This window comes from Pandoraea sp. ISTKB (genome assembly GCF_001721285.1).
Classification (GTDB): domain Bacteria; phylum Pseudomonadota; class Gammaproteobacteria; order Burkholderiales; family Burkholderiaceae; genus Pandoraea; species Pandoraea capi.
The window spans coordinates 13,857-36,189 of the sequence record NZ_MAOS01000031.1 but is presented as its reverse complement, the minus strand read 5'-3'; the positions used below and the strand labels follow the sequence as shown (position 1 = coordinate 36,189).

Here is a 22,333-nt window from a genome sequence, read left to right as displayed (position 1 = left end):
ATAACTTTCCGGCATGGAAAGACACCTTCTCGACGGGCGCATCAAGCTGCGCCATCTGCAATGCCTGCTGGCGGTCGCGCAGCATGGCAGCTTGCAGCGCGCGGCCGAAGCGCTGTCCATTACCCAACCGGCCGTCAGCAAGACGATTGCCGAGCTGGAAGGCCTGCTGGGCGTGCGGCTGTTCGACCGAGGCCGCAACGGCGCCCGGCCCACCGCGCAGGCCGAATTGTTCCTGCGGCACGCGGGCGCGAGTGTGAGCGCGCTGCGTCAGGGCATCGACGTGCTTTCGCGCGCCGTCGGCCAGACCGGCGGCGTGATCGAGATCGCGGTATTGCCCACGCTGGCCGCCGCGATGATGCCCGGCGTGCTCGAAGCCTTCCGGCGCGAGTGGCCCGGCATCGTCGTGCAGGTGCACACCGGGGCGAACCAGCAACTGCTCACCCAACTGAAATCCGGTCAGGTCACCCTCGCCCTCGGGCGCATGTCCGATCCGGAAGGCATGGCGGGTCTCACCTTCGAGCACCTGTGCGCCACGCCGCTGTGCGTGGTCGTGCGGCCCGAGCATCCGCTCGTGCAGCAACGCAGCGTGTCGATGGCCGACATTGCGAACTATCACGTGGTGCTGCCACCGCACGGCACGATTCTTCGTCACACGGCCGATAGCTTCCTGCGCGCGCACGGCGTGGGCACGCTGGACGACTATTCCGAGCTGCTGTCGATGTCGCTTGCGCGCGCCATGACGTTGCGCGACGACGTCGTCTGGATCGCCTCCGAGATCACGGTGCAGGACGATCTTGCCGATGGCGCACTGTGCGCCCTGCCCTTCGCGACGAAAGGCACCGAGGAGTCCATCGGCATTTTGTGGCGCAACGACACGGTGCCCACACCGCCCGAGCAGATGCTCATCAGCGCCATGCGCGAAGCCGCGCGCGTGCGCTACGGCATGCCGGGGCTGCGCTGACGAGGTTCGCGACGGGTGCGCATCGCCGCCGTATTAACGGTTCACTGCGATGCGGTACAGACCGGGAGGGGGAAGTCGCGAGAAAAAGAGGGAAAAGGCGGGAAGTGGCTGGAAAGCGCGGGACAACCCCGGCGTCAGTCGCGCAGATTGCGCACAAACGTTTCGATATGGCGCTGAATGGCGGCGGCGTCTTCACGCGGCACACCCGCACGCATGCGCGTGTCGATTTCCTTGGCGACGGCTTCGCATTGCGCGAGCACACGACGCCCTTCGTCAGTCAGTTGCAGCAACACGATACGGCCATGATTGGGATCGGGCTCGCGCGTGATCCACTGACGCGACGCCATGATGCTGACCACTTCGTTGGCCGACTGCGGCGTGATGAACGAGCGCTGCGCGAGTTGCGCGTTGGAGAGCTTGCCTCGCGCGTCGAGCACGGAAAGCGCCGTGAATTGCGCGAGCGTGAGGCCCAGCGGCGCCAGCGCTTCCGACATGTGGCGGCGCAGCAAACGATCGAGACTCGCGATGACGTAAGTCAGGCGCTGCTTGGCGCGACGCGGGCGCACATCCGACGCGGTGTCTGCCGCCCCATGCACAGCTTCGGATCCCGCCTCATGCACGATCGCGTCGGGCAAGGAAGACGAGGAGGAAGCGATGGCCGTCGACGACGTGGCGGCGACAGACTTCTTTTTCTGTGGGACGACGCTCATGATGAGAAAGCGAGAATGCGCAGATTTTCGCGTGATGCGGGAAAGTCAGCAGTGTAACGCCGCCACCGTGCGGTGGCGACGGTCTGCCCGCGATTCATCCCATCGATGAGCGGCATGAGCGACAAGCGCCATCGGTATTCCCAGCTCCCCTCAAAGCCGGAAGTCACCGAATGTCCTGCACGCTCACATTGCCGGTTTTAGCTGGCGAGCTTGCGGAACGTCTCGAGCACTGCATCGCCCTTGAACGGCTTGACGATCCAGCCCTTTACGCCGGCGGCCTTGCCGCGCTCCTTCATGGCCGGACTGCTTTCGGTGGTGAGCATCACCACGTTGACGGAGGCGTTCGCGAGTTCGCCGCGAATCTTCTCGACCATCGTCAGGCCGTCCATGTTCGGCATGTTCACGTCGCTGATGACCAGACGCACGCCGGGGCTTGCCTTGATCTTGGCCAGGCCGTCCTTACCATCGACGGCGGTGTCCACGTCCAGGCCGTTCTTGCGCAGAAAACCGGCGACTTCGTCGCGCACGGTGCTCGAATCGTCGACCACGAGAATCTTCGACATGGTGTTGTCCTTGTGTGTAAAAGTGAATGTGCAGTGGCAGGTGTCGAGCCGGAATCTCAGAACAGTTCCAGCGCTCCGGTCTCGACGGGCTCGGCCGTGCCCTGTGCCGCCTCGCGAAACGCTTCGGGCGACCAGTTGAGGCTGAAAACGAAATGCTGATGCAGCGTGACGATCTGTCCGCTCACCGGATCGGTCAGGCGGTAGACGAAGCACAACTGCGGGTTGTCAGTACCGAACGTGATGTACTTCTGCTTGTGATTGATGAGCAGCGGCACCTGCACCTGAGTGCGGTCGACGGCCAGCGGATCGCCCATGTAGCGATTCTTGAAAGCGCCCCAGACGAGGTTCGTCAGCTCACCCAGCATGCCGTTCAGTTCGCGAAAGCCGGCCTGCCCTTCGCAGCGCCCGGTGTGCTCCAGCAATTGCATGAACGGCACCTGCTCGGCTTGCATCATCATGTAGCCGCGACACCAGGCGCTCTCGAGCGGGATCAGGCTGAACACTTCGCCAAAAATGATGCGATCGCGCACCACGCTGGGCGAATCGCAACTCACTTCGATGTCGCCGAACAGGCCGCGAAACACGCCGTCGGTGATGTCGATCATGCCGCGCACAAGCGCGTCGGGGTACTCGTGCTCGACGCTGTCTTCGAGGATCAGGAACTGGCCGACCGACTCGCGGGGGGTGCTTCGGTTCATTGTCGTAATTTCCTAGGGCGTAGTACGGAAAGCGCGTAAGAGGCGAGAAAAGATGCGGGCTGCAACCCGGCAGTGAAGCGCAGTCGTCTCAGAACAATTCGAGTTCGCCGCCGCTGTCCTGCGTCTCGCTGACTTCGGCGTTGAAGTCCAGCGGTGCATGCGCACAGACGCATAGCGTGGCGGCAAGACTGACCGAACCGTCGAGCGTGATGTCCCACGACGCCAGATGATTCGGTTTGAGCTGCATGAGGTGAGGCACGCAGCGCGCGCTCAGCACGTACGGGGTCGACATGCCGAGATCGGGGAAGTACCTCAGCAACTCCTGATTGATCGCCCCGCAGCACAGGTTGCTGATTTCGAGAAAGGCCTCGCGAAAGGACTTGTCCTGATCGTCGCCCACGAAGTACGCCTTCGTCGCGTCGTCCTCGTCGAAATGCAGCACGAGCAGCATGCGGAAGTCGATGCCCGAAATGGTGAGCACCACCACGTTGGCGTGACGCACGGTGAGCGCTACGCCATCGTCCTGCACCGATGCGTCGCCCTTCGCGCTGTGGCGCACGCCGAGCGGCGCGATGTCGCACGGGGCATCGACCGAACGCGCGAGACGCGTGCGTGCTGCCTTGTGGAGAATGCGTTCGAAACTGTCGCGAGCGTGAGCGCTGATCACAACGAAACCTGTTGGCTGACGGATGCTTGAGAGAAATAACGACGCGTAAGACAACTCAATGGAGACGGGAATGCAGTTGCTGCGCCAGCGCCTCGACGCTGGAGAGCGATGCCGCAATCATCTTCCCGCCCGCCTGAATGTCCTGGAACGTCGCGGTCGTCGTGACGTCGTTGCGATGCAGGCTGTCGCGATAGCTCTTCGACAGTTCTTCCGAACGCGTGGCGAGCGCGCGCACTTCGCTGGCGACGATACCGAAGCCGCGACCGGCGGTCCCGGCGCGCGCCGCTTCGATGGACGCGTTGAGCGACACGATCAGCACGTGGCGCACGATCGACGCCAACTCGTGATTCTTCGCGTGCATGTCCTGGTTCTGCGTCATCAGCGAAATCATCTGCTCGTGCCAGCGCTCGAAGGTGGCCGCCAGCCCCCGCAGGCGCGCCGCTTCCCCGGCAATGCGCTGCGCTTCGCCCTGCCACATCGCCTTGGCTTCGAGCACGAGGGCTTCCGACTTGAGCGCCGTCTGCAAATCCTGCTCGGCTTGCGTCAGCTTTGCCTGCAACGTGGCGATGGCGTCGTCGTGCGTTTGCGCGAGCGCGTCCTTGTCGGCGAGCGCCACACGCTCGCGCTCAAGCGCCTGTTCGAGCGCCTCGTCGTGCGTCTTCGTCAGTGCGCGCCAGTGCGCCGTGGCCTGCGCCATGCGCCAGCGATGCGCGATAAAACCCACAGCGCCCGCACCGACGATGCCCGCAAGCGCACCCGCCAGTAGCCATTGAACTGCTTCCATCCGTGCTTCTCCCTGAACGCCATCGACGCCTGAAACGCCCATGCCGTCCCTACATTCATCACGCAAAAAATGGCGCGGCGGCTGCAAACCCTTCAGGTCTGCGCCGCCTCGTCCATCGTGCTTGTCGAGTGCTCAGGCGTCAGACCTTCCCGGTTTGGGACAGGTCGTCGTGCGACTTGTCCGGGGCGGCCTTCGTGTCTGCGCCCATCTCCGCATTCGTTCCCGCATTCAATCCCGCGTTCAATCCAATACGCGGCACGACAGCGTCCAGTGCGGGCAAATCGACGGCATCAGCGGCAACACTGTTCAGGTCGAACCCGTCGACGACAAGGTTATCGGGCAGGCACACCACCGTCTGGAACTGACGGAACTCGGCGCCCTTGCGCTCGTCGGTGAAGCGCAGTTCGATGCGACCATGTTCGCGACGCACGAAGTCCTGCACCGCATCCATGCCGACACCGCGCCCGGAGACTTCGGTGACTTCCGAGGCCGTCGAGAAACCCGGGCGGAAGATGAACTGCGCAATCTGCTCGTCGGTGACATACGTCTCGGCGGTGATCCAGCCGCGCTGCACGGCGATGCTGCGAATCCGGTGCAGGGCAAGTCCGCGACCGTCGTCGGTCAGCGTGACTTGCAGCATGTTGTGATCGAGGCCGACTTCGATGTCGATGGTGCCCGCGGCCGGCTTGCCCTTGGCACGACGCTCGTCCGCCCCTTCCAGGCCATGGTCCATCGAGTTACGCAACAGATGCATGAACACGTCGCGCAGAATCCGCACGGCCGGGGCGCGCAGGCGATAGCCGTTGTCGTCGATGCGCACGGCCGGGGCCGGTTTGCCGAGTTCGCCGGCCAGCGACGGCAGCGAGTCGAGCACGCCGCCCAGCGCTTCACCAACGCCTTCGGTACCGAGCAGACGCAGCGTCTGATGCACGGCGTCGCGCATGGCGACCAGTTGGTGCAGATCGTTCGGATCGGCCGCTTCGAGCATGCGCAGGCTGGCGCGGATGTGAGCGCGGTCGACCACCATCGATTGCTCGTCGGCAGCACGCCCCGGGCCCTTGCGGCCAAGGCTGATTTCGTTGATGTGCGCGTAGGCGTCGACGGCCTCGCGCACGCGTTCGAGTTCACGCATCATGCCGTCCTGATCCCACAGGCGGGCGACGTCCGGCTGACGCAGTTCGTGATAGCTCTGCTCGGTCTCGTGCACGACGTTCGTCAGGTATTGCAGGTTGTACGTGCGCGCGTTGCCCTTGATCGTGTGCATGTTGCGGAACAGCTCGGCGATGGCCGCGCTGTCGGCCTGCGAGTGCTTGCGGATGATCCGCTCGTTCTCGCGAATGAAGTCCGACGAGCTTTCGATGAAGTGATGGAACTTCTCCTGGCTCACCGCCAGAATCTCGCCGATCATCTCCAGACGCTGCTTCTGCTCATTGGCTTCGGCGGCGAGTTCGCGCAACTCGGTCACATCGCGCACACACAGCATCAGTCGCAGGATCGTGTCGCTTTCGTCGGTGATCGCCGACCACGTCAGATCGAGTTGCTTGATGCGTCCATCCGGCATGCGCTTGCCGATCTCGCCGACCAGCAGGTGTTCGTTGAACGCGAAGTTGATAGCGTCCTGCCCGATGCACGCGTCGATGGCGGCTTCGACTTGCGAGAGGGCGTCCGAGCCGAGATCGCTGTCGCCGAACACCAGATCCATTACGCCGCGACCGGCGATGTCCTGCGTCTCGAAGATCGCCTCAAGATAGGCGGAATACTCGCCGTGCACCTTGGAGCCGTCGACCACGGTCAGAATGCCCTGCTGCATGTTCTGCAACATCGCCTGAATGTCGGCCGTCTTCTGCTTGAGCTGTGCGGAGCGTTCCTGAATCTTCTCGATCATGCCGTTGAACGCCACGATGGAGTGTCCGATTTCGTCCATGCGGCCGACCGGCACCCGGCGGGTAAAGTCCTGGCTGTTCGCAATCTCGCTCATCATGGCCTGCATGCGTGAGAGCGGACGCGTGATCTGGCGGTACAGCAACGCGCCGATCGCCGTGAGCAGCACGATCGCCAGCCCTGTCACGATGCCGATGGCGGTCGTGGTGGTCGAGAGCGTGTCGTTGAGCGTGGTGATGGCCGAGTCTTTCTGGCGGTTCTTCTCGACGCGCAGCGTGTTGACCACGCCTTCGAGTTCGTCGCGGTACTGCGCGACCATCGCGAAGAGGAACGCCTGCGCCATCTCGGTTTTACCGGCCTGCTTGAGCTTGGCGGTGTCGTTGATAGCGTTGAAGTAGTTCTCGACACTCTCGCGGGCCTGCGTCACCAGCCCTTTCTGCGCGTCGCTGGCGGCGCCTTCAGCCTGACGGGCGAGCGACTGGTCGATATCGCCGCGCAGCTTCTTGAGATTGTCGAGCGCCTGTTCGACGACGGTATCGTCGGGCGCGTAGACCAGCGTCATGGTGGCGATCTGCACCGCCTTGACTTGCGAGACGAGATCGGCGGAAGCCAGCGCGCTGGGCACCACGCCTTCCGTTACCTGTCGGACTTTCTGAGCGCTGGCGCGCGTCTGGTAGACCGCGTAGCCGCCGATGATCGAGAGCGCGACGAACGTCAGGATCACCAATAGCGTAATTCGATGACGGATGGTCATTGCGTCATTTCCCCGGGTCGCACCGGCGCCCGGTGCCACGCGTGAGTTGACGCAGTAGATCGGCCGCCGAATTAGTTTGTAGATTCCTCGTGCGCCGTGATTATTGCGGGTGAACTGTGACGATTCGATGAATCAACAGAAGCTTCACGTCGAGCCAATGCCGTACCACCGTGTAGGAATCCGAGATGAGTGAGTGCGTACTGACGGGGACATCCCGGGCGACGGAATGAGGTTTCGGTCCTCACACCGTCCCCCGGCGTGCTACCCGTGCTCGACCGGTCGACGTCACCTCGGGGCGAGGCCGTCCGACCGGCAACGGACAGTGAAGCCGATCAGGCGCTGATCAGTAGCCAGCCGCCAGACCGTCGCGACGGCTGTCGCTCGCGGCCACGTAGCCGCGCTCCGGATCGTTGCGATCCAGACGCCAGATGTACTGGCCCGAGCCGAAGTCCATGTACGGATCGTCAATGGACTTGAGCTTGTGGCCCAGCGCCACCAGCCCGTCGACGGTCTCGCGATTCATCGTCGATTCGATATCGACGGTGAAGTCGCGGTTCACCTTCCAGCGCGGCGCATCGCAAGCCGCCTGCGGCTGCTGACCGTAGTCGAGCATGCGCACGACCGATTGCAGATGCCCCTGCGGTTGCATGTCGCCGCCCATCACGCCGAAGCTCATCACCGCCTCGTGCTGGCCGTTCACCTTCTGCGTGAGGAAGGCCGGAATGATCGTGTGGAACGGACGCTTGCCGCCCTCGACCACGTTCGCCGACTTGGGATCCATCGAGAAACCGCAGCCGCGGTTTTGCAGCGCGATACCGTAGTCCGGCACCACGACACCCGAGCCGAAGCCCATGTAGTTCGACTGGATGAAGCTGACCATCATGCCCTGCTCGTCGGCGGCCGTCAGATAGATCGTGCCGCCGGACTTCGGCATGCCGAAATCGAAATGCGTCGCCTTGTCCGGGTTGATCAACTTCGCGCGCTCGGTGAGATAAGCGTCGTCGAGCATCTGCTCCGGCGTCACTTCCATCGAGCGCGGGTCGGCCACGTACTTGTAGAGATCGGCGAAGGCGAGCTTCATCGCCTCGATCTGCAAGTGCTGCGAATGCACGCGGTCGACGGCATGGCTGGAGACGTCGAACTTGTCGAGAATCCCCAGCGCGATCAGCGCAGCGATCCCCTGCCCGTTCGGCGGAATCTCGTGCACGGTGTAGCCACGGTAATCCTTCTCGATGGGCTTGACCCAGTCAGCACGATAGCCGCGCAGGTCTTCGGCCGTCATCGCGCCGCCGTGCTCGACGTTCCACGCCGCGATACGCTCGGCGATCTCTCCTTCGTAATAGGCGCGCGGGCCTTCCTTGGCGAGCAGACGCAGCGTGCGCGCGTGCCCCGGCATGCGCATCATCTCGCTGGTCGTCGGCGCGCGGCCGTTCGGCATGAATGTCTGCGCGTAGCCCGGCTGGTTCTTGAGTTCCGGCACGGCTGCCGCCCACTTGCGCGCCACGATGTGCGCCACGGCGTGACCGCGTTCGGCGATCTCGATGGCCGGCGCCATCAGGTCGGCGAACGGCAGCTTGCAGAACTTCGCATGCAGGGCTTCCCAGCCGGCGATCACGCCGGGCACGGTCACGGTGTCGAGACCCCGAATCGGCTGCTTCGCGATGCCATGCTCCTCACCGTACTTCTTGCGGAAGTAATCGACGTTCCACGCGCCGGGCGCCGTGCCCGAGGCATTCAGGCCGTGCACTTGCTTGCCGTCCCACACCAGCGCGAAGCAATCCCCGCCCAGACCGTTGGATACCGGCTCGACGACGGTCATGCACGCTGCGGCGGCAATCGCGGCGTCGACGGCATTGCCGCCCTGCCACAGGATGCGCAGACCGGCCTGCGCCGCGAGCGGATGCGACGTCGATACGATGTTGCGGGCGAACACCGGCATACGCAGTGTCGGATACGGGTTTTGCCAGTTAAATTGCGTCATGGGAGTCGCTGCTGTCCTTTTATGTATGTTGGTTGGAAGGATTCTGCCGGGGTCGGACGCTTATTGCTCACGAGGATCCAGCGCATCGCGCAGACCGTCGCCCAGCAGGTTGAAACCGAGCACCGTCAGGAAGATGGCGATGCCGGGGAAAATGGACATCCAGGGCGCCTGCTCGACGAAGTCCTTGGCCGTGTTGAGCATGGAGCCCCACGACGGCAGCGGCGGCAGTTGCCCCAGCCCGAGAAACGACAGGCTCGCCTCGGCGATGATCGCGGTGGCGACCGTCAGGCTGGCCTGCACGATGATCGGCGGCAGCACGTTCGGCAGGATGTAGCGCACGATGATGCGCGCGTCCGTCAGGCCGATGGCGCGTGCGCCTTCGACATATTCTTCCGCCTTCACGGTGAGTGCCTGCGCGCGCGCGAGGCGCACGAAGCGCGGCATGGCCGACACGCCGATGGCGATCATTGCGTTCGTGAGACTCGCGCCGAGAAACGCCGCCATCGCAATCGCCAGAATCAGGAACGGGATGGACAGCAGTGCATCGGCCAGTCGCGAGACGATGGCGTCGACCCAGCGGCCGAAGTAGCCCGCGAGCAGGCCGAGCGGCACGCCGATGATCACCGCAATACCCACGGACACCACACCCGCAGCAAGCGAGGCGCGCGCGCCGAAGATCATGCGCGCGAGAATGTCGCGTCCCAGTTCGTCGGTGCCGAACCAGTGCAACGCACTCGGTGCCTGACGCACCGTCAGGAAGCTCGTCGCAATCGGATCGTAGGGCGAGATCCATGGCGCGAGCAGCGCAACGAGCACCGCGAACGCCACGATGATCGCGCCTGCGACCGCCGCCTTGTTGCGCATGAACTTGCGCAGTCCGCGGTAGCGCCGGCGCGGCAGTCGCTCCGCGCTCGCCGCAGGCACGGGAGACGACGCAGGCCGATTCGCCTCTGCGCCCGGTGCCACGGATGTCGCGGGTGTCGTGGATGACGTCTGAATAGCAGCCATAGTCGAAGGGGTCTCAGGCGCGACGCAGGCGCGGGTTGAGCAAGACGTAAAGCACGTCGGCCAGAAGATTGAGCACGATGAAGCTGACGGCCGTCACCAGCACCACGCCCTGCACCACCGCGTAGTCGCGGTTGAACACGGCGTCGACGACCAGCTTGCCGAAGCCCGGGATCGTGAAGACCTGTTCCGTGAGCACCGCGCCCGCCAGCAGTTCGCCGAACAACAGCGCCAGCACCGTCACGATGGGAATCAGCGCATTGCGAAACGCGTGCTTGAGCACCACCGTGCCGCGCAACAGCCCCTTGGCGCGCGCCGTGCGAATGTAGTCGGTACGCAGCACGCCGAGCATCGCGCTACGCGTGTGGCGCATCAGTTGCGCACCGAGCGCCGCCCCCAGCACGAACGCGGGCATCACCATCGTCTTGAAGCTCATCCACAAGTCTTCGCTCGGCGGCACGTAGCCCGACGACGGCAGCAACTGCCAGCGCACCGAAATCAGGAAGATGAGCAGAATGCCAAGCCAGAAGTTCGGGATGGACATGCCCGAGAGCGCCAGCACGTTCGAGCCGTAATCGATGGCTTTGCCGCGATTGGCCGCCGACAGAATGCCCAGCGGAATGCCGATGCCGATCGCGATGACCAGCCCGAACATCGCCAGTTGCAGCGTAACGGGCAGCTTCTGAGCGATGAGCGACGTGACCGGCTCACCGGTGCGCAGCGAGTTGCCGAGATCGCCGCGCAGCACGCTGCCGATCCACAGCGCGTACTGCGTCGGCAGCGGCTTGTCGAGGTGATACTTTTCGCGCAGCGCGGCGATGACCTGTGGGTTCTGGTCCTCGCCGGCCATCGCGAGCACGGGATCGCCGGGCAGCATCTTCTGAAGCCCGAAGATCATCATCGACACGATGATGAGCGTGGGAATCGCAACCAGCGCACGATGGACGACGAGGCGCAGCATGGCGGCAGTCCCCTTAGCCCTTGAGGCTCACGCCGCGCAGACGGATCAGACCGTCCGGATAGGCGACGAAGCCCTGCACCTTCTTCGTGAGCACATACGGCCACGGCTGCACGTACAGATAGAGGATCGGGTCTTCGTCGGACAGGATCTTGTTAGCAGCGTCGTACAGCGGCTTACGCTCGGCGACCGTGGACTTCACCCGCGCATCGTTCAGCAGCTTGTCGACGTCGGCATTGCAGTACTGACCGTAGTTCAGGTTGCCCTTGCACGATACGAACTGATGCAGGTTGCCGTCCGGGTCCACGCGGCCCGACCAGCCGTTGTAGAGCACGTCGAAGTCGCCGCGGTGCGCGGCGTCGAGCGCCGCCGCATAGTCCATCGGACGCAGCTTCAGCGTGATGCCCGACTCGGCGAGCATCGCCTGCAACATCTGCGCCATCTGGTTCGAGACGGTGCTGTTGCCGAAGCTCAGCGTCACCTCTACCTTCTCGAAACCGGCCGACTTCAGCAATGCCTTGGCTTTGGCGACGTCGCGCTTCGTGGTCTTGATCGACGTGTCGTAATACTGGCCCGAATGCGGCAGCGCCTGATTCGCAGGCGTGAAGATGCCGCCGCCGATGACCTGATTGATGGCGTCGCGATCGATCGACAGATCGAACGCCTGACGCACGCGCTTGTCGCGCAGTGCCTTGTTGGCGTTGGCCGCAACGTTGAATGTCAGACCGTAGTAACCCAGCCCGTCCATCGAGATAAAAGTGAGGTTCGCATCACGCTTGACCGACTTCACATCCGACGGCGAGAGACGCTCCAGCATGTCGAGCGAGCCCGAACGCACGTTCGCCAGACGCACCGTCGTATCCGGAATCGGCAGATAGATGACCTTCTGGATGGGGTACTTGTCGGCCTCCCAGAAGCCCGCGAATTTCTCCAGCACCACGCGGTCGTTCTGCACGCGCTGCACGAACTTGTACGGGCCCGAGCACACCGGACGCGACTGCACGGCGGCATCGTCCTTGAGCGTGTTCGGCGCGAGCATCATGCCCGCGCGATCGGACAGCGTGGCGAGCAGCGCCGAGTCCGGCGTCTTGAGCACGATGTTGACGGTCGAATCGTCGACGACGTCCACATGATCGATGGACGACAACTCGCTCTTGCGGTTGCTCGCCGACATGGTGCGTGCGCGGTCGAGGTTGGCCTTGACGGCGGCGGCATTGAACGGCTCGTCGTCGTGGAACTTCACGCCCTTGCGCAGTTTGAACGTCCAGGTCTTGCCGTCGGCGCTCACATTCCATGCGGTCGCGAGCATCGGCACGAACTTCAGATCGGTGCTGATATCCACAAGCGAGCTGCACAGCGAGCGAAGCACCATGCGGTCGACGACCTGCGAACTGCGCGCCGGATCGAGCGAGCCGATGTCTTCCTGCAAGCCGATGCGCAGGGTGGACGGCGCGGTCGATTGCGCCATGACCGAAGCCGCGCCGGTCGTCAGAGCCGTCGCCAGTACAAGATCGAGCAGAACGTTGCGCATGCGTGTGATCCCTTGGTTGTGTGATGGTGTGGTGAATGTGGTGTTATGCGCCGGACGTGGCGGTCGTGGCTGACGTGATGGCGGCGTCGCCCTGCGCTTGTCTTGCGCGATACAGCGCCAGACGCTCGCCCAGCTTTTCGCTCGGTGCCGCCGCGCGTGCGGGGCTGGCGCCGGCGTTCTGAATCTCTTGCCAGAAGTGGCAGGCAATCTGTCGTCCGTCGGGCAGCACTTCGGTGATCGGTTGCTGCTCGCGACACGCGGCACGCGCATGCGGACAACGCGGATGGAAGCGACAGCCGGGCGGCGGTGCGGTCGGGCTTGGCAGCTCGCCGCCGAGCGGCGCGCGTTCACGACGCAGATGCGGGCGGCTCGCCGGAATCGCCTGAAGCAACGCCTGCGTGTAGGGGTGCAGCGGGTTGTCGAAGAGCGCATCGGCGCTCGCCAGTTCGACGATCTCGCCGAGGTACATCACGGCCACACGGTCGCTCATGTGACGGATGACCGCCAGATCGTGCGCGACCATGATGAGCGTGAGGCCGAAGTCGTGCTTGAGTCGTTCCAGCAGATTGATGACCTGCGCCTGCACGGAGACGTCCAGCGCCGAGACCGGTTCGTCGCCGATGATCACGCGCGGCTCGCCGGCCAGTGCCCGCGCGATGCCGATGCGTTGACGCTGACCGCCGGAAAACTCATGCGGGAACCGTTGCGCGTAATCGGGTTGAAGGCCGACCGTTCGCAGCAACTCGGCCACGCGCTCATCTTTGGCGCGACCTTGGGCCAGACCGTGCAGCCCAATCGGCTCGCCGATCAGACCGCCGACGGTCATGCTCGGATTGAGCGATGCGAACGGGTCCTGAAAGATGATCTGAAGCTCCCGGCGCAAACGCCGCATCGCGTTCGCACCGAGCGTCATGATGTCTTCGCCCTGATAGCGAACTTCACCGCGCGTCGCGTCGAGCAGGCGCAGCAGCAGACGACCCAGCGTCGATTTGCCGCAACCGGACTCGCCTACGATGGCGAACGTCTCGCCCGCCTGCACGGCGAAAGACACGCCGTTCACGGCATAGACCGTGGGCGCGCGCGAGAAGCCGATGCGGTGACCGCCGAAGTGCTTCGTCAGGTCGCGTGCTTCGAGAATCGGCACCGGCGACGTGTGGGGTGTGTGCGGTGTGGGATTGGCGCTCATGCGGCCACCTCGTCACGAACGGACGGCGGCGGTGTCAGCGCCTCGACCGGGGCAAGCCAGCAAGCCACCCGGTGCGCGCCCGACAACGTGCGCTCGGGGGGCGCTTCACGCACGCATCGCGCCTCGGCGAACGGACAGCGCGGCGCGAAACGACACCCGGCAGGCATGCGCTCCGGCGACGGCACCGAGCCACGAATCGTCGCGAGCGTGCCCTCTCGCTTGCCGATGGACGGTATCGCCCCCATCAGGCCGATGGTGTAGGGATGCTGCGGGTCATCGAAAATTTCGCCCACCGTGCCGTACTCGACGATGCGCCCGGCGTACATCACGGCGACGTCGTCCGCCACTTCAGCGACCACGCCCAGATCGTGCGTGATGAGCACGACGGCGGTGCCGGTCTCGCGTTGCAGCGTCTGGATGAGCGTGAGCACCTGCGCCTGGATGGTGACGTCGAGTGCCGTGGTGGGTTCGTCCGCAATGAGCAGCGCGGGCCGGTTGGCGAGCGCCATGGCGATCATCACGCGCTGGCGCATGCCGCCGGACAGCTCGTGCGGATAGTTGTCCAGTCGGGTCTCCGGCGCAGGAATGCGCACGAGCTTGAGCATCTCAAGGGCTTCGGCCCGTGCTGCGCGCCGGTCCAGCCCGCGATGACGCCGAATGCCCTCCTCGATCTGATGACCGATGGTGAACGACGGATTGAGCGAGGTCATCGGCTCCTGGAAAATCATCGCCAGACGATTGCCGCGCAGATCGGCGAAGTCGCGTTCGTCCAGCGCGAGCAGGTCCCTGCCTTCGAAGACGGCGCGCCCGGCGACAACGTTCGCGGGCGGGCTGGGCAGCAGGCCCATGAGGGCCAGCGACGTGACGCTCTTGCCGCACCCCGACTCGCCGACGATGCACAGCGTCTTGCCGGGATGCACGGCGAACGAAACGCCGTCGATCAGATTCGGCGCGTCGGCCGCCTTGGAGAACTTCAGCGACAGTCCGGTGACATCAAGCACCGGCCCAGCGTCTGCGGGCATGGTCATGGGGCGCGTTGTGTGGGTCGGTCTTTCTGCCCTCTCGCCCGGGAAACCTTGGCTCGCCGGTCATGAGGGATCTGCATGACACGATTATGTCCCCCACGGAAGCAAAAGAAATATTAATATTTCTTTTTCATGCTTAAGTAATTTTTAACATTGGGACACCCATCGAAATGCTCACGCTGCGCATGCTGAAAACGTTCCGGCTGGTCGCGCAAACCGGGTCGTTCGCGGCGGCGGCCGAGCGCGCTGCGCTGACGCAGGCCGCAGTCAGTCTCCAGATGCGGGGATTGGAAGACGCCGTGGGCCAGCGACTATTCGACCGACGCGGACGACAGATCACGCTCACCCGCCAGGGGCGCGATCTGTTTCCTCGCGTCGAGCAGATTCTCGCGCTGACCGCCGAACTGACCGCCACACCCATCGACGCCATGCAGGGCCCCGTGACCATCGGTGCGGTGGTGTCCGTCATCGGCGCGCTGTCGCTCGTAGTCGCGGAATTGAAGACGGCGCATCCCCGGCTCGACGTTCGCCTGACGTCGGCACGCTCCGACGAACTGACCGATCTCGTGGAACAGGGGGAAGTCGATATCGCCGCCGTGGTCGGCCGCGCGGACGACGCGCATGCCAGCGGTCAGGACGGACTGGTGTGGACGCCGCTCTACACCGAGCCCATGGTGATGGTGGTGAACCGCGAGGTCACCGAGCCGGACCCGCAGCGCGTTCTCGATGCGCACGCGTTCCTGCGCTTCGACCGGCGCGTTCGCACCGGGCTCGTGGTGGAGCAGGCACTGCGCGCGGCGAAACTAAGCGTGACGGAATATCTGGAGCTGAACTCCATCGAGACGATCGTCGCGCTGGTGCGCAAGAACGTCGGCGTGTCCGTGCTGCCCTTGCTGCATCGTGGCGACTGGCAATCCGATCCGTCGCTGCGCATCGTGCCGATTGCCGAGCCGCCGTTGCTGCGCACCGTCGGCATGATTCATCGCGCACACGATTCGCGCACCTACAACATCACCGCCGCCATCGCGGGCATGTTGCATGACGTGTGACCGATGTCAGTCGCGCGTCTCCAGCGCCTTGTTGATGCGCAGCGCGAGCAGCGTGCACACCGCGCCGGAGAGCAGATAACCGCTCACGGCGATCAGCCCGAATTCGGCCGACAACCCGAGCGCCACGAGTGGCGCGAACGCCGCGCCGAGCAACCACGCGAAGTCGGTCGTCAGCGCCGCCCCCGTGTAGCGGAAGCGCTGCTCGAAGTTCGACGTCACCGTGCCGGCCGCCTGTCCGTACGACAGACCGAGCAGGCCGAAGCCCACCAGAATGAAGATATCCTGACGTGTCGACCCGCCGCCCATGAGGAACGGTGCAAATAGGGCAAAGATGGCGATAAAGATCGCGAAAAGGCCCAAACTCGTGCGGCGTCCGATGCGGTCGGCGATGCGTCCCGAGAGCACCGTACAGATGATCGCGATCACCGCGCCGCATAGCTGCACGATCAGCACGCTGTTCAGATCCTGCGTGTTTTGCAGCGAAATCCACGACAGCGGAAAGACCGTCACAAGGTGGAATAACGCGTAACTCGCGAGTGCCGCAAACGCGCCGAGAAAGATGTTGTAGCCCTGCGAGCGCACCATCTCGCGCGTGCTGATCGGCTCCAGCTGCCCCTCTTCGAGCATGGCCGTGTATTCATGCGTGACCACCAGACGCAGCCGCGCAAAGAGCGCCACCACGTTCACGGCGAAGGCGACATAGAACGGATAGCGCCAGCCCCACGTGAGGAAGTCGTCGGGCTCCAGACTCCAGTGCAGGAACAGGAACAGCGACGCTGCGATGATGAACCCGATCGGTGCGCCCAACTGCCCCATCATCGAATACCAGCCGCGACGGTGCGGCGGTGCGTTCATGGCGAGCAACGACGGCAACCCGTCCCACGACCCGCCGAAGCCGATGCCCTGCACCAGCCGGAAGAACGCGAGCAGCCAGATCGCACGATCGCCGAGCACCGCGTGCCCCGGCAGGAAAGCCATGCCGGCGGTGGCCGTGCCGAGCACGAACAGCGCCGCCGTGAGCTTCACGCTGCGTCCCCAGCGGCGTTGCACGTTCATGAACAGCGCCGTGCCGAACGGACGCGAGATGAAGGCGAAAGAGAAGATCGTGAACGAGTACAGCAGGCCGTGCAGCCCGTCGGCAAACGGAAAGAAGACGTGTGGAAAGACGAGCACGGCAGCAATGCCGAACACGAAAAAGTCGAAGTACTCGGAGGCGCGTCCAACGACCACGCCAACCGCAATTTCCTCCGGCGCGATGCGGGACTTGCTCCCGTGATCGTGCGCCGTCGGTGCGGCGGGTACGCCCGGCGTGGGCGAATGATGAGCACTGCTTGACATTATCGGACCCCCTCACGGATCGGTCGGATCGGGATGGCGCGGGCTGACGATGAAACACTCGTGCCAGAAAAGCATCGCAGGTATCTCGAGTTGCCGCCATAGGGTTTACCCTAAATTGCTGCATGCGGGAGGGCAGTCCATGATGGTCACGGTCTAAGGCTACGGTTCCATCGATCGCAGCATGACTTCCCCCAAGTTCCCTCGCGGGGTACTTTTGCTCCCCGCCTTCGCCCTCGTGGCGTTGTTGTCCGGCTGCAATACCGTTCTGATGTCGCCTTCGGGGGATCTCGCGGTGAGGCAGCGGGACATCATCATCATTTCCACCGTTCTGATGTTGCTGATCATCGTGCCGGTGATCGTGCTGACATTGCTGTTCGCCTGGCGATACCGGGCATCGAACAAGAACGCCGTCTACACCCCCGAGTGGGATCACTCGACGCTGCTCGAACTGCTGATCTGGGCCGCGCCGCTGCTGATCATCATCGCGCTGGGGGCGCTCACCTGGGTCAGCACCCACAAGCTCGATCCGTACCGGCCACTCGAGCGCATCGACGCGAAACGCGAGATACCGCCCGACACCCGGCCGCTCACCGTGCAAGTGGTGGCGATGGACTGGAAGTGGCTGTTCTTCTACCCCGATCAGGGCATTGCGACGGTCAATGAACTGGCCGCGCCTGTCGACAGACCGATTCGCTTCGAGATCACGTCGACGACGATGATGAATTCGTTCTTCGTGCCTGCGCTGGCCGGTCAGATCTACGCCATGCCGGGCATGGAAACGAAGCTGCATGCGGTCATCAACAAGCCCGGCGTATACGACGGCTTCTCCGCGAACTACAGCGGGGCCGGCTTCTCGGGCATGCGCTTCAAATTCCACGGCATGACGGCGGACGAATTCGACGCGTGGGTGCGACAGGTCAAGGCCCGCGGCGAGAACCTCTCGCGCGACAAGTACGAGGCGCTCGCGAAACCGAGCGAATGGGTGCCGGTGAAGTACTACGCCGATGTCGCGCCCGATCTCTACGACGCGATCCTGAACCGTTGTGTCCAGCCGGGACAGACCTGTCTGAAGGACATGATGGATCAGCCCAATCACTCGCATGCCAGCCGGGCGCGCTCGCGCAGCACCGACGCCTTGCTCTCCGACGCCATGTGCACCGCACAGAACACCGTGCAGTTCGCGTCGGAGGCCAGACGCGTTCCCGGCACCGCGCTTGCGCAGTGATGGACCACCGCGCCCAACCGTCGACAATGATGCGCCTCGCGCGCGAATGATCCCAGGTTCGAGCTTATGGACATCGTCAAGCTGATCTTCGGCCGCCTCACGCTAGAGGCCATCCCGTACCACGAACCGATCCTGCTCGCGACCTTTGCGGGCGTGGCGATCGGCGGCATCGTGGTAGTGGGCGCCATCACCTATTTCAAGCTGTGGGGCTATCTCTGGCGAGAGTGGTTCACGAGTATCGATCACAAGAAGATCGGCATCATGTATGTGATTCTGGGCATCATCATGTTGCTGCGCGGCTTCGCCGACGCCGCGATGATGCGCATGCAGCAGGCGGTCTCGTTCGGCGACAACATGGGTTATCTGCCGCCACACCACTACGATCAGATCTTCACCGCGCACGGCGTGATCATGATCTTCTTCGTGGCGATGCCGCTGGTCACCGGGCTCATGAACTTCGTGGTGCCGTTGCAGATCGGTGCGCGCGACGTGGCCTTCCCGTTCCTCAACAACTTCAGCTTCTGGATGACGACGAGCGGCGCGGTGCTCGTGATGATGTCGCTCTTCGTCGGCGAATTCGCACGCACCGGCTGGCTGGCTTACCCGCCGCTCTCGGGCATTCTGCAAAGCCCGGACGTGGGCGTCGACTACTACATATGGGCGTTGCAGATCGCGGGGGTGGGCACCTTGCTCTCCGGGATCAACCTGCTCGTGACCATCGTGAAGATGCGTGCACCGGGCATGACGATGATGCGCATGCCGGTGTTCACGTGGACCTCGCTGTGCACCAACGTGCTGATCGTCGCCGCGTTCCCGGTGCTCACCGCCGTGCTCGCACTGCTCGCGCTCGATCGCTACGCCGGCACCAACTTCTTTACGAACGATCTCGGCGGCAACGCCATGATGTACGTGAACCTCATCTGGATCTGGGGCCACCCGGAGGTCTACATTCTCGTGCTGCCGGTGTTCGGCGTGTTCTCGGAAGTCGTCGCCACGTTCTCCGGCAAGCGGCTCTTCGGTTACGCGTCGATGGTCTACGCCACGGTCGTGATTACGGTGCTGTCGTACCTCGTGTGGCTGCACCACTTCTTCACGATGGGCTCGGGCGCCAGTGTGAACTCGTTCTTCGGGATCACGACGATGATCATCTCGATACCGACCGGGGCGAAGATATTCAACTGGCTGTTCACGATGTATCGCGGTCGGATCCACTTCGAAGTGCCCATGCTCTGGACGATCGGTTTCATGGTGACGTTCGTGATCGGCGGCATGACCGGCGTGCTGCTCGCCGTGCCGCCCGCCGACTTCTCGCTGCACAACGGTCTGTTCCTGATCGCCCACTTCCACAACGTGATCATCGGCGGGGTCGTGTTTGGCGTGTTCGCTGCCATCACCTACTGGTTCCCGAAAGCGTTCGGCTACAAGCTCGATCCGTTCTGGGGCAAGTGCTCGTTCTGGTTCTGGTTCATCGGCTTCTACGTCGCCTTCATGCCGCTCTACCTGCTGGGCCTGATGGGTGTGACGCGCCGCGTGAGCCACTTCGACGATATGTCGCTCCAGATCTGGTTCCAGGTCGCCGCCGTGGGGGCGCTGCTCATCGCCATCGGCATCGGCTGCTTCATCATCCAGCTCGTGGTGAGCTTCATACGCCGCGATCAGTTGCGCGACGACACGGGCGATCCATGGGGCGGACGCACGCTGGAATGGTCCACGTCGTCGCCGCCGCCGGTCTACAACTTCGCCTTCACGCCGCTCATCCATGACAACGACGCGTGGTGGCAGATGAAGCAGCATGGCTTCAAGCGTCCGGAAGATGGCTTCATCCCGATTCACATGCCGAAGAACACCGGCGCGGGCATCATCCTCGCGGGTCTGGCGACGGTGTGCGGCTTCGGGCTCATCTGGCACATGTGGCTGGTGGTGATCGTGGCATTCGTCTCGCTGCTGGCGGTGGCGATCGGCCACACGTTCAACTATCACCGCGACTACTACATCCCGGCCGATCAGGTCGAACACACGGAGGCAGCGCGCACGCGACTGCTCGCCCAGCATGTCTGAGACGACCGCACCCTTCCCGGCAGGCGACGCCCCGCTCGGCGGCGGCGCCCATGCCGCTCACACGCCGGCGCCCCCGGGCGACGCGAGCCTGAAGTTCATGATGTCGACCGACTACCACCCGCCGGGTGGCACGTTGCTCGGCTTCTGGATCTATCTGATGAGCGACTGTCTCGTCTTCGCCTGTCTGTTCGCGGCGTATGGCGTGCTCGGTCGCAATTACGCCGGCGGACCGACCGGGGCGGAGTTGTTCGATCTGCCGCTCGTCGCGCTGAACACCACGTTCCTGCTGCTCTCCTCCATCACGTACGGTTTCGCGATGCTGGAGATGCAAAAGCGCCGCCAGAGTGCGGTGACCGCCTGGCTGATCGTGACCGGCCTGCTCGGTGCCGCGTTTCTCTCGCTGGAACTGTATGAGTTCGGGCACCTGATTCATGAAGGCGCCGGGCCGTGGCGCAGCGCGTTCCTGTCGTCGTTCTTCACGCTGGTGGGCACGCACGGACTGCACGTCACGTTCGGCATCGTCTGGCTGATCACGCTGCTGGTGCAGATCGGCAAGCACGGCCTCACCGCGCCGAATCGCCGTCGTCTGATGTGTCTGTCGATGTTCTGGCACTTTCTCGACGTCGTGTGGATCGGCGTCTTCACGTTCGTCTATCTGATGGGAGTGCTGCCGTGAGCACCCATGACTCCACCCTGCACGGTGCCGAGGGGCACGACCACGACCATGATCACGATCATGGCGACGAAGGACCGCACAGCACCCTGCGCGGTTACGCGACCGGCTTCATCCTGTCGGTCGTGCTCACCGCGATTCCGTTCTGGTTCGTGATGGGCGGCGTGTTCGAGAAATCCAGCACGACCGCGATCATGATCCTCTTCCTCGCGGCCATTCAGATCGTGGTGCACATGATCTACTTCCTGCACATGAACGCGAAGTCCGAGGGCGGCTGGAACATGCTCTCGCTGATCTTCACGATCGTGCTGGTCGTCATTACGCTCTCGGGCTCGCTCTGGGTGATGTATCACCTGAACCAAAACATGATGCCGGGTATGATGCAGGATACGAAAAACCTCCCTTGAACGGCATTTCCCTTGAGTAGCGATCGACTTCACAACTCGGGGGACGCACAGCGTCCCCCGCGCGCTTCCGGCGCCCCCGCCCAACCCTCCCCCCTCCGGCTGGTCATCCTTGGCGTCATCACGCTGGTGCTCGTGAGCGTGTTTGCCTCGCTCGGCACGTGGCAGTTGCAACGCCGCGCCTGGAAGCTCGACCTGATCGAGCGGGTGAATTCCCGCGTGCATGCGCCGCCATCCGCCGCGCCGACGCGCGCACAATGGCCCGCCGTGAACGCGGAAACCGACGAATATCGCCACGTCTCGCTCACCGGCACCTACCGGTTCGATAAGGACACACTCGTGCAAGCCGTGACCGATCTGGGCGGCGGCTACTGGGTGCTCACACCGTTGCACACGACGGATGGCGGCGACGTACTCGTCAATCGCGGCTTCGTGCCGCCGGGCTGGAAGGAATTGGTGCCGCCCGCCCCCGCTGGCGAAGTCACGGTCACGGGCCTGCTGCGCATGCCTGAGCCGGTCGGTGGCTTCCTGCGCAAGAACGTGCCGTCGGAGAATCTCTGGTATTCGCGCGATGTGAGCGCCATTGCCGCCGCGCGCGGACTCTCGCAGGCCGACGTCGCGCCGTATTTCCTCGATGCCGACGCCAAACCCGGCGCCAGCGACATTGCGAACGCCATCACCAACGATGCCGAAGCCGTCACCAGCCGCGCCCAGTCTCAGGACCGCGATTACCCGGTCGGCGGTCTGACCGTCGTGCAGTTCCCGAACAACCACATGAGCTATCTGCTGACGTGGTACGCGCTGGCGATCATGTCGGCCGTGGCCGGCTGGTTCGTCATCCGGCTCGAAATGCGCAAGCGTTCGGCCTGAAGTTCGGTCTCA

20 protein-coding genes are annotated in these 22,333 nt (G+C 63.9%); 7 read left to right on the top strand and 13 right to left on the bottom strand.

From position 1 onward, the window contains the following. Window positions 1-13 precede the first annotated feature (13 nt). Window positions 14-961, top strand: a complete 948-nt coding sequence (gene pcaQ / locus A9762_RS11340) for a pca operon transcription factor PcaQ (RefSeq protein WP_069342150.1) — start codon at window positions 14-16, stop codon at window positions 959-961. A gap of 134 nt (window positions 962-1,095) precedes the next feature. Here pcaQ and A9762_RS11335 read toward each other — a convergent pair whose 3' ends face one another. The 12 genes from A9762_RS11335 to A9762_RS11280 all read right to left on the bottom strand — a co-directional run bounded on the left by A9762_RS11335 (window position 1,096) and on the right by A9762_RS11280 (window position 14,701). Then, complete coding sequence (locus A9762_RS11335; protein ID WP_083253838.1) at window positions 1,096-1,671, bottom strand: MarR family winged helix-turn-helix transcriptional regulator; 576 nt, start codon at window positions 1,669-1,671, stop codon at window positions 1,096-1,098. A 197-nt stretch (window positions 1,672-1,868) separates the two neighbouring features. Next, complete coding sequence (locus tag A9762_RS11330; RefSeq protein WP_039400475.1) at window positions 1,869-2,234, bottom strand: response regulator; 366 nt, start codon at window positions 2,232-2,234, stop codon at window positions 1,869-1,871. A 56-nt stretch (window positions 2,235-2,290) separates the two neighbouring features. Then, complete coding sequence (locus A9762_RS11325) at window positions 2,291-2,932, bottom strand: chemotaxis protein CheX (protein WP_069342149.1); 642 nt, start codon at window positions 2,930-2,932, stop codon at window positions 2,291-2,293. 88 nt (window positions 2,933-3,020) lie between these two features. Beyond that, entirely contained in the window at window positions 3,021-3,599 is a 579-nt protein-coding gene (locus tag A9762_RS11320) for a hypothetical protein (protein ID WP_069342148.1), read from the bottom strand. Between the two features lie 55 nt (window positions 3,600-3,654). Beyond that, entirely contained in the window at window positions 3,655-4,383 is a 729-nt protein-coding gene (locus tag A9762_RS11315) for a methyl-accepting chemotaxis protein (protein WP_069342147.1), read from the bottom strand. A gap of 139 nt (window positions 4,384-4,522) precedes the next feature. After that, complete coding sequence (locus A9762_RS11310; protein WP_240493516.1) at window positions 4,523-7,018, bottom strand: MCP four helix bundle domain-containing protein; 2,496 nt, start codon at window positions 7,016-7,018, stop codon at window positions 4,523-4,525. Between the two features lie 343 nt (window positions 7,019-7,361). Then, a complete protein-coding gene (locus A9762_RS11305; RefSeq protein WP_069342146.1) occupies window positions 7,362-8,999 on the bottom strand; it encodes a gamma-glutamyltransferase family protein in 1,638 nt (545 codons plus the stop codon). 60 nt (window positions 9,000-9,059) lie between these two features. Continuing rightward, complete coding sequence (locus A9762_RS11300) at window positions 9,060-10,007, bottom strand: ABC transporter permease (RefSeq protein ID WP_240493515.1); 948 nt, start codon at window positions 10,005-10,007, stop codon at window positions 9,060-9,062. 13 nt (window positions 10,008-10,020) lie between these two features. Continuing rightward, window positions 10,021-10,965 (bottom strand): ABC transporter permease, encoded by a 945-nt coding sequence (locus A9762_RS11295; RefSeq protein ID WP_069342144.1) that lies wholly within the window; start codon window positions 10,963-10,965, stop codon window positions 10,021-10,023. Window positions 10,966-10,978: 13 nt separating this feature from the next. Further along, window positions 10,979-12,493 (bottom strand): ABC transporter substrate-binding protein, encoded by a 1,515-nt coding sequence (locus A9762_RS11290; RefSeq protein WP_069342143.1) that lies wholly within the window; start codon window positions 12,491-12,493, stop codon window positions 10,979-10,981. A 43-nt stretch (window positions 12,494-12,536) separates the two neighbouring features. Then, complete coding sequence (locus A9762_RS11285; RefSeq protein WP_069342142.1) at window positions 12,537-13,679, bottom strand: ABC transporter ATP-binding protein; 1,143 nt, start codon at window positions 13,677-13,679, stop codon at window positions 12,537-12,539. Then, on the bottom strand, window positions 13,676-14,701 hold the full coding sequence (locus A9762_RS11280; RefSeq protein ID WP_206093574.1) for an ABC transporter ATP-binding protein: 1,026 nt from the start codon (window positions 14,699-14,701) through the stop codon (window positions 13,676-13,678). Before A9762_RS11280 ends, A9762_RS11285 begins: the two co-directional genes overlap by 4 nt. 173 nt (window positions 14,702-14,874) lie before the next feature. Between A9762_RS11280 and A9762_RS11275 the strand changes: the two genes are divergently transcribed. Then, window positions 14,875-15,753 carry a LysR substrate-binding domain-containing protein gene (locus A9762_RS11275; protein WP_069342140.1) on the top strand — a complete coding sequence of 293 codons (879 nt, stop codon included), beginning with the start codon at window positions 14,875-14,877 and terminating at the stop codon, window positions 15,751-15,753. Between the two features lie 6 nt (window positions 15,754-15,759). On the opposite strand, the gene A9762_RS11270 is transcribed toward A9762_RS11275, so the two are convergent. Continuing rightward, entirely contained in the window at window positions 15,760-17,091 is a 1,332-nt protein-coding gene (locus tag A9762_RS11270; RefSeq protein ID WP_069342139.1) for an MFS transporter, read from the bottom strand. A 181-nt stretch (window positions 17,092-17,272) separates the two neighbouring features. On the opposite strand from A9762_RS11270, the gene cyoA reads away from it, so the two are divergent. The 5 genes from cyoA to A9762_RS11245 all read left to right on the top strand — a co-directional run bounded on the left by cyoA (window position 17,273) and on the right by A9762_RS11245 (window position 22,321). Continuing rightward, a complete protein-coding gene (gene cyoA, locus A9762_RS11265; RefSeq protein ID WP_083253837.1) occupies window positions 17,273-18,316 on the top strand; it encodes a ubiquinol oxidase subunit II in 1,044 nt (347 codons plus the stop codon). Between the two features lie 66 nt (window positions 18,317-18,382). Next, on the top strand, window positions 18,383-20,374 hold the full coding sequence (gene cyoB, locus A9762_RS11260; RefSeq protein ID WP_069342138.1) for a cytochrome o ubiquinol oxidase subunit I: 1,992 nt from the start codon (window positions 18,383-18,385) through the stop codon (window positions 20,372-20,374). Continuing rightward, the gene (gene cyoC, locus A9762_RS11255) at window positions 20,367-21,050 is read left to right on the top strand and encodes a cytochrome o ubiquinol oxidase subunit III (RefSeq protein ID WP_069342137.1); all 684 of its coding nucleotides are present in this window, start codon (window positions 20,367-20,369) and stop codon (window positions 21,048-21,050) included. Before cyoB ends, cyoC begins: the two co-directional genes overlap by 8 nt. Then, window positions 21,047-21,454 (top strand): cytochrome o ubiquinol oxidase subunit IV, encoded by a 408-nt coding sequence (cyoD, locus tag A9762_RS11250; RefSeq protein ID WP_069342136.1) that lies wholly within the window; start codon window positions 21,047-21,049, stop codon window positions 21,452-21,454. Before cyoC ends, cyoD begins: the two co-directional genes overlap by 4 nt. A gap of 12 nt (window positions 21,455-21,466) precedes the next feature. After that, window positions 21,467-22,321 carry an SURF1 family protein gene (locus tag A9762_RS11245; RefSeq protein ID WP_305778317.1) on the top strand — a complete coding sequence of 285 codons (855 nt, stop codon included), beginning with the start codon at window positions 21,467-21,469 and terminating at the stop codon, window positions 22,319-22,321. The last annotated feature ends 12 nt before the right edge of the window (window positions 22,322-22,333 follow it).

Coding starts and splice junctions, on each gene's coding strand:
- A9762_RS11280 (WP_206093574.1), bottom strand. CDS start 14,701: ATGCCCGCAGACGCTGGGCCGGTGCTTGATGTCACCGGACTGTCGCTG.
- A9762_RS11310 (WP_240493516.1), bottom strand. CDS start 7,018: ATGACCATCCGTCATCGAATTACGCTATTGGTGATCCTGACGTTCGTC.
- A9762_RS11275 (WP_069342140.1), top strand. CDS start 14,875: ATGCTCACGCTGCGCATGCTGAAAACGTTCCGGCTGGTCGCGCAAACC.
- A9762_RS11325 (WP_069342149.1), bottom strand. CDS start 2,932: ATGAACCGAAGCACCCCCCGCGAGTCGGTCGGCCAGTTCCTGATCCTC.
- pcaQ (WP_069342150.1), top strand. CDS start 14: ATGGAAAGACACCTTCTCGACGGGCGCATCAAGCTGCGCCATCTGCAA.
- cyoC (WP_069342137.1), top strand. CDS start 20,367: ATGTCTGAGACGACCGCACCCTTCCCGGCAGGCGACGCCCCGCTCGGC.
- cyoA (WP_083253837.1), top strand. CDS start 17,273: ATGACTTCCCCCAAGTTCCCTCGCGGGGTACTTTTGCTCCCCGCCTTC.
- A9762_RS11285 (WP_069342142.1), bottom strand. CDS start 13,679: ATGAGCGCCAATCCCACACCGCACACACCCCACACGTCGCCGGTGCCG.
- A9762_RS11300 (WP_240493515.1), bottom strand. CDS start 10,007: ATGGCTGCTATTCAGACGTCATCCACGACACCCGCGACATCCGTGGCA.
- A9762_RS11330 (WP_039400475.1), bottom strand. CDS start 2,234: ATGTCGAAGATTCTCGTGGTCGACGATTCGAGCACCGTGCGCGACGAA.
- A9762_RS11295 (WP_069342144.1), bottom strand. CDS start 10,965: ATGCTGCGCCTCGTCGTCCATCGTGCGCTGGTTGCGATTCCCACGCTC.
- cyoB (WP_069342138.1), top strand. CDS start 18,383: ATGGACATCGTCAAGCTGATCTTCGGCCGCCTCACGCTAGAGGCCATC.
- A9762_RS11335 (WP_083253838.1), bottom strand. CDS start 1,671: ATGAGCGTCGTCCCACAGAAAAAGAAGTCTGTCGCCGCCACGTCGTCG.
- A9762_RS11315 (WP_069342147.1), bottom strand. CDS start 4,383: ATGGAAGCAGTTCAATGGCTACTGGCGGGTGCGCTTGCGGGCATCGTC.
- A9762_RS11305 (WP_069342146.1), bottom strand. CDS start 8,999: ATGACGCAATTTAACTGGCAAAACCCGTATCCGACACTGCGTATGCCG.
- A9762_RS11290 (WP_069342143.1), bottom strand. CDS start 12,493: ATGCGCAACGTTCTGCTCGATCTTGTACTGGCGACGGCTCTGACGACC.
- A9762_RS11270 (WP_069342139.1), bottom strand. CDS start 17,091: ATGTCAAGCAGTGCTCATCATTCGCCCACGCCGGGCGTACCCGCCGCA.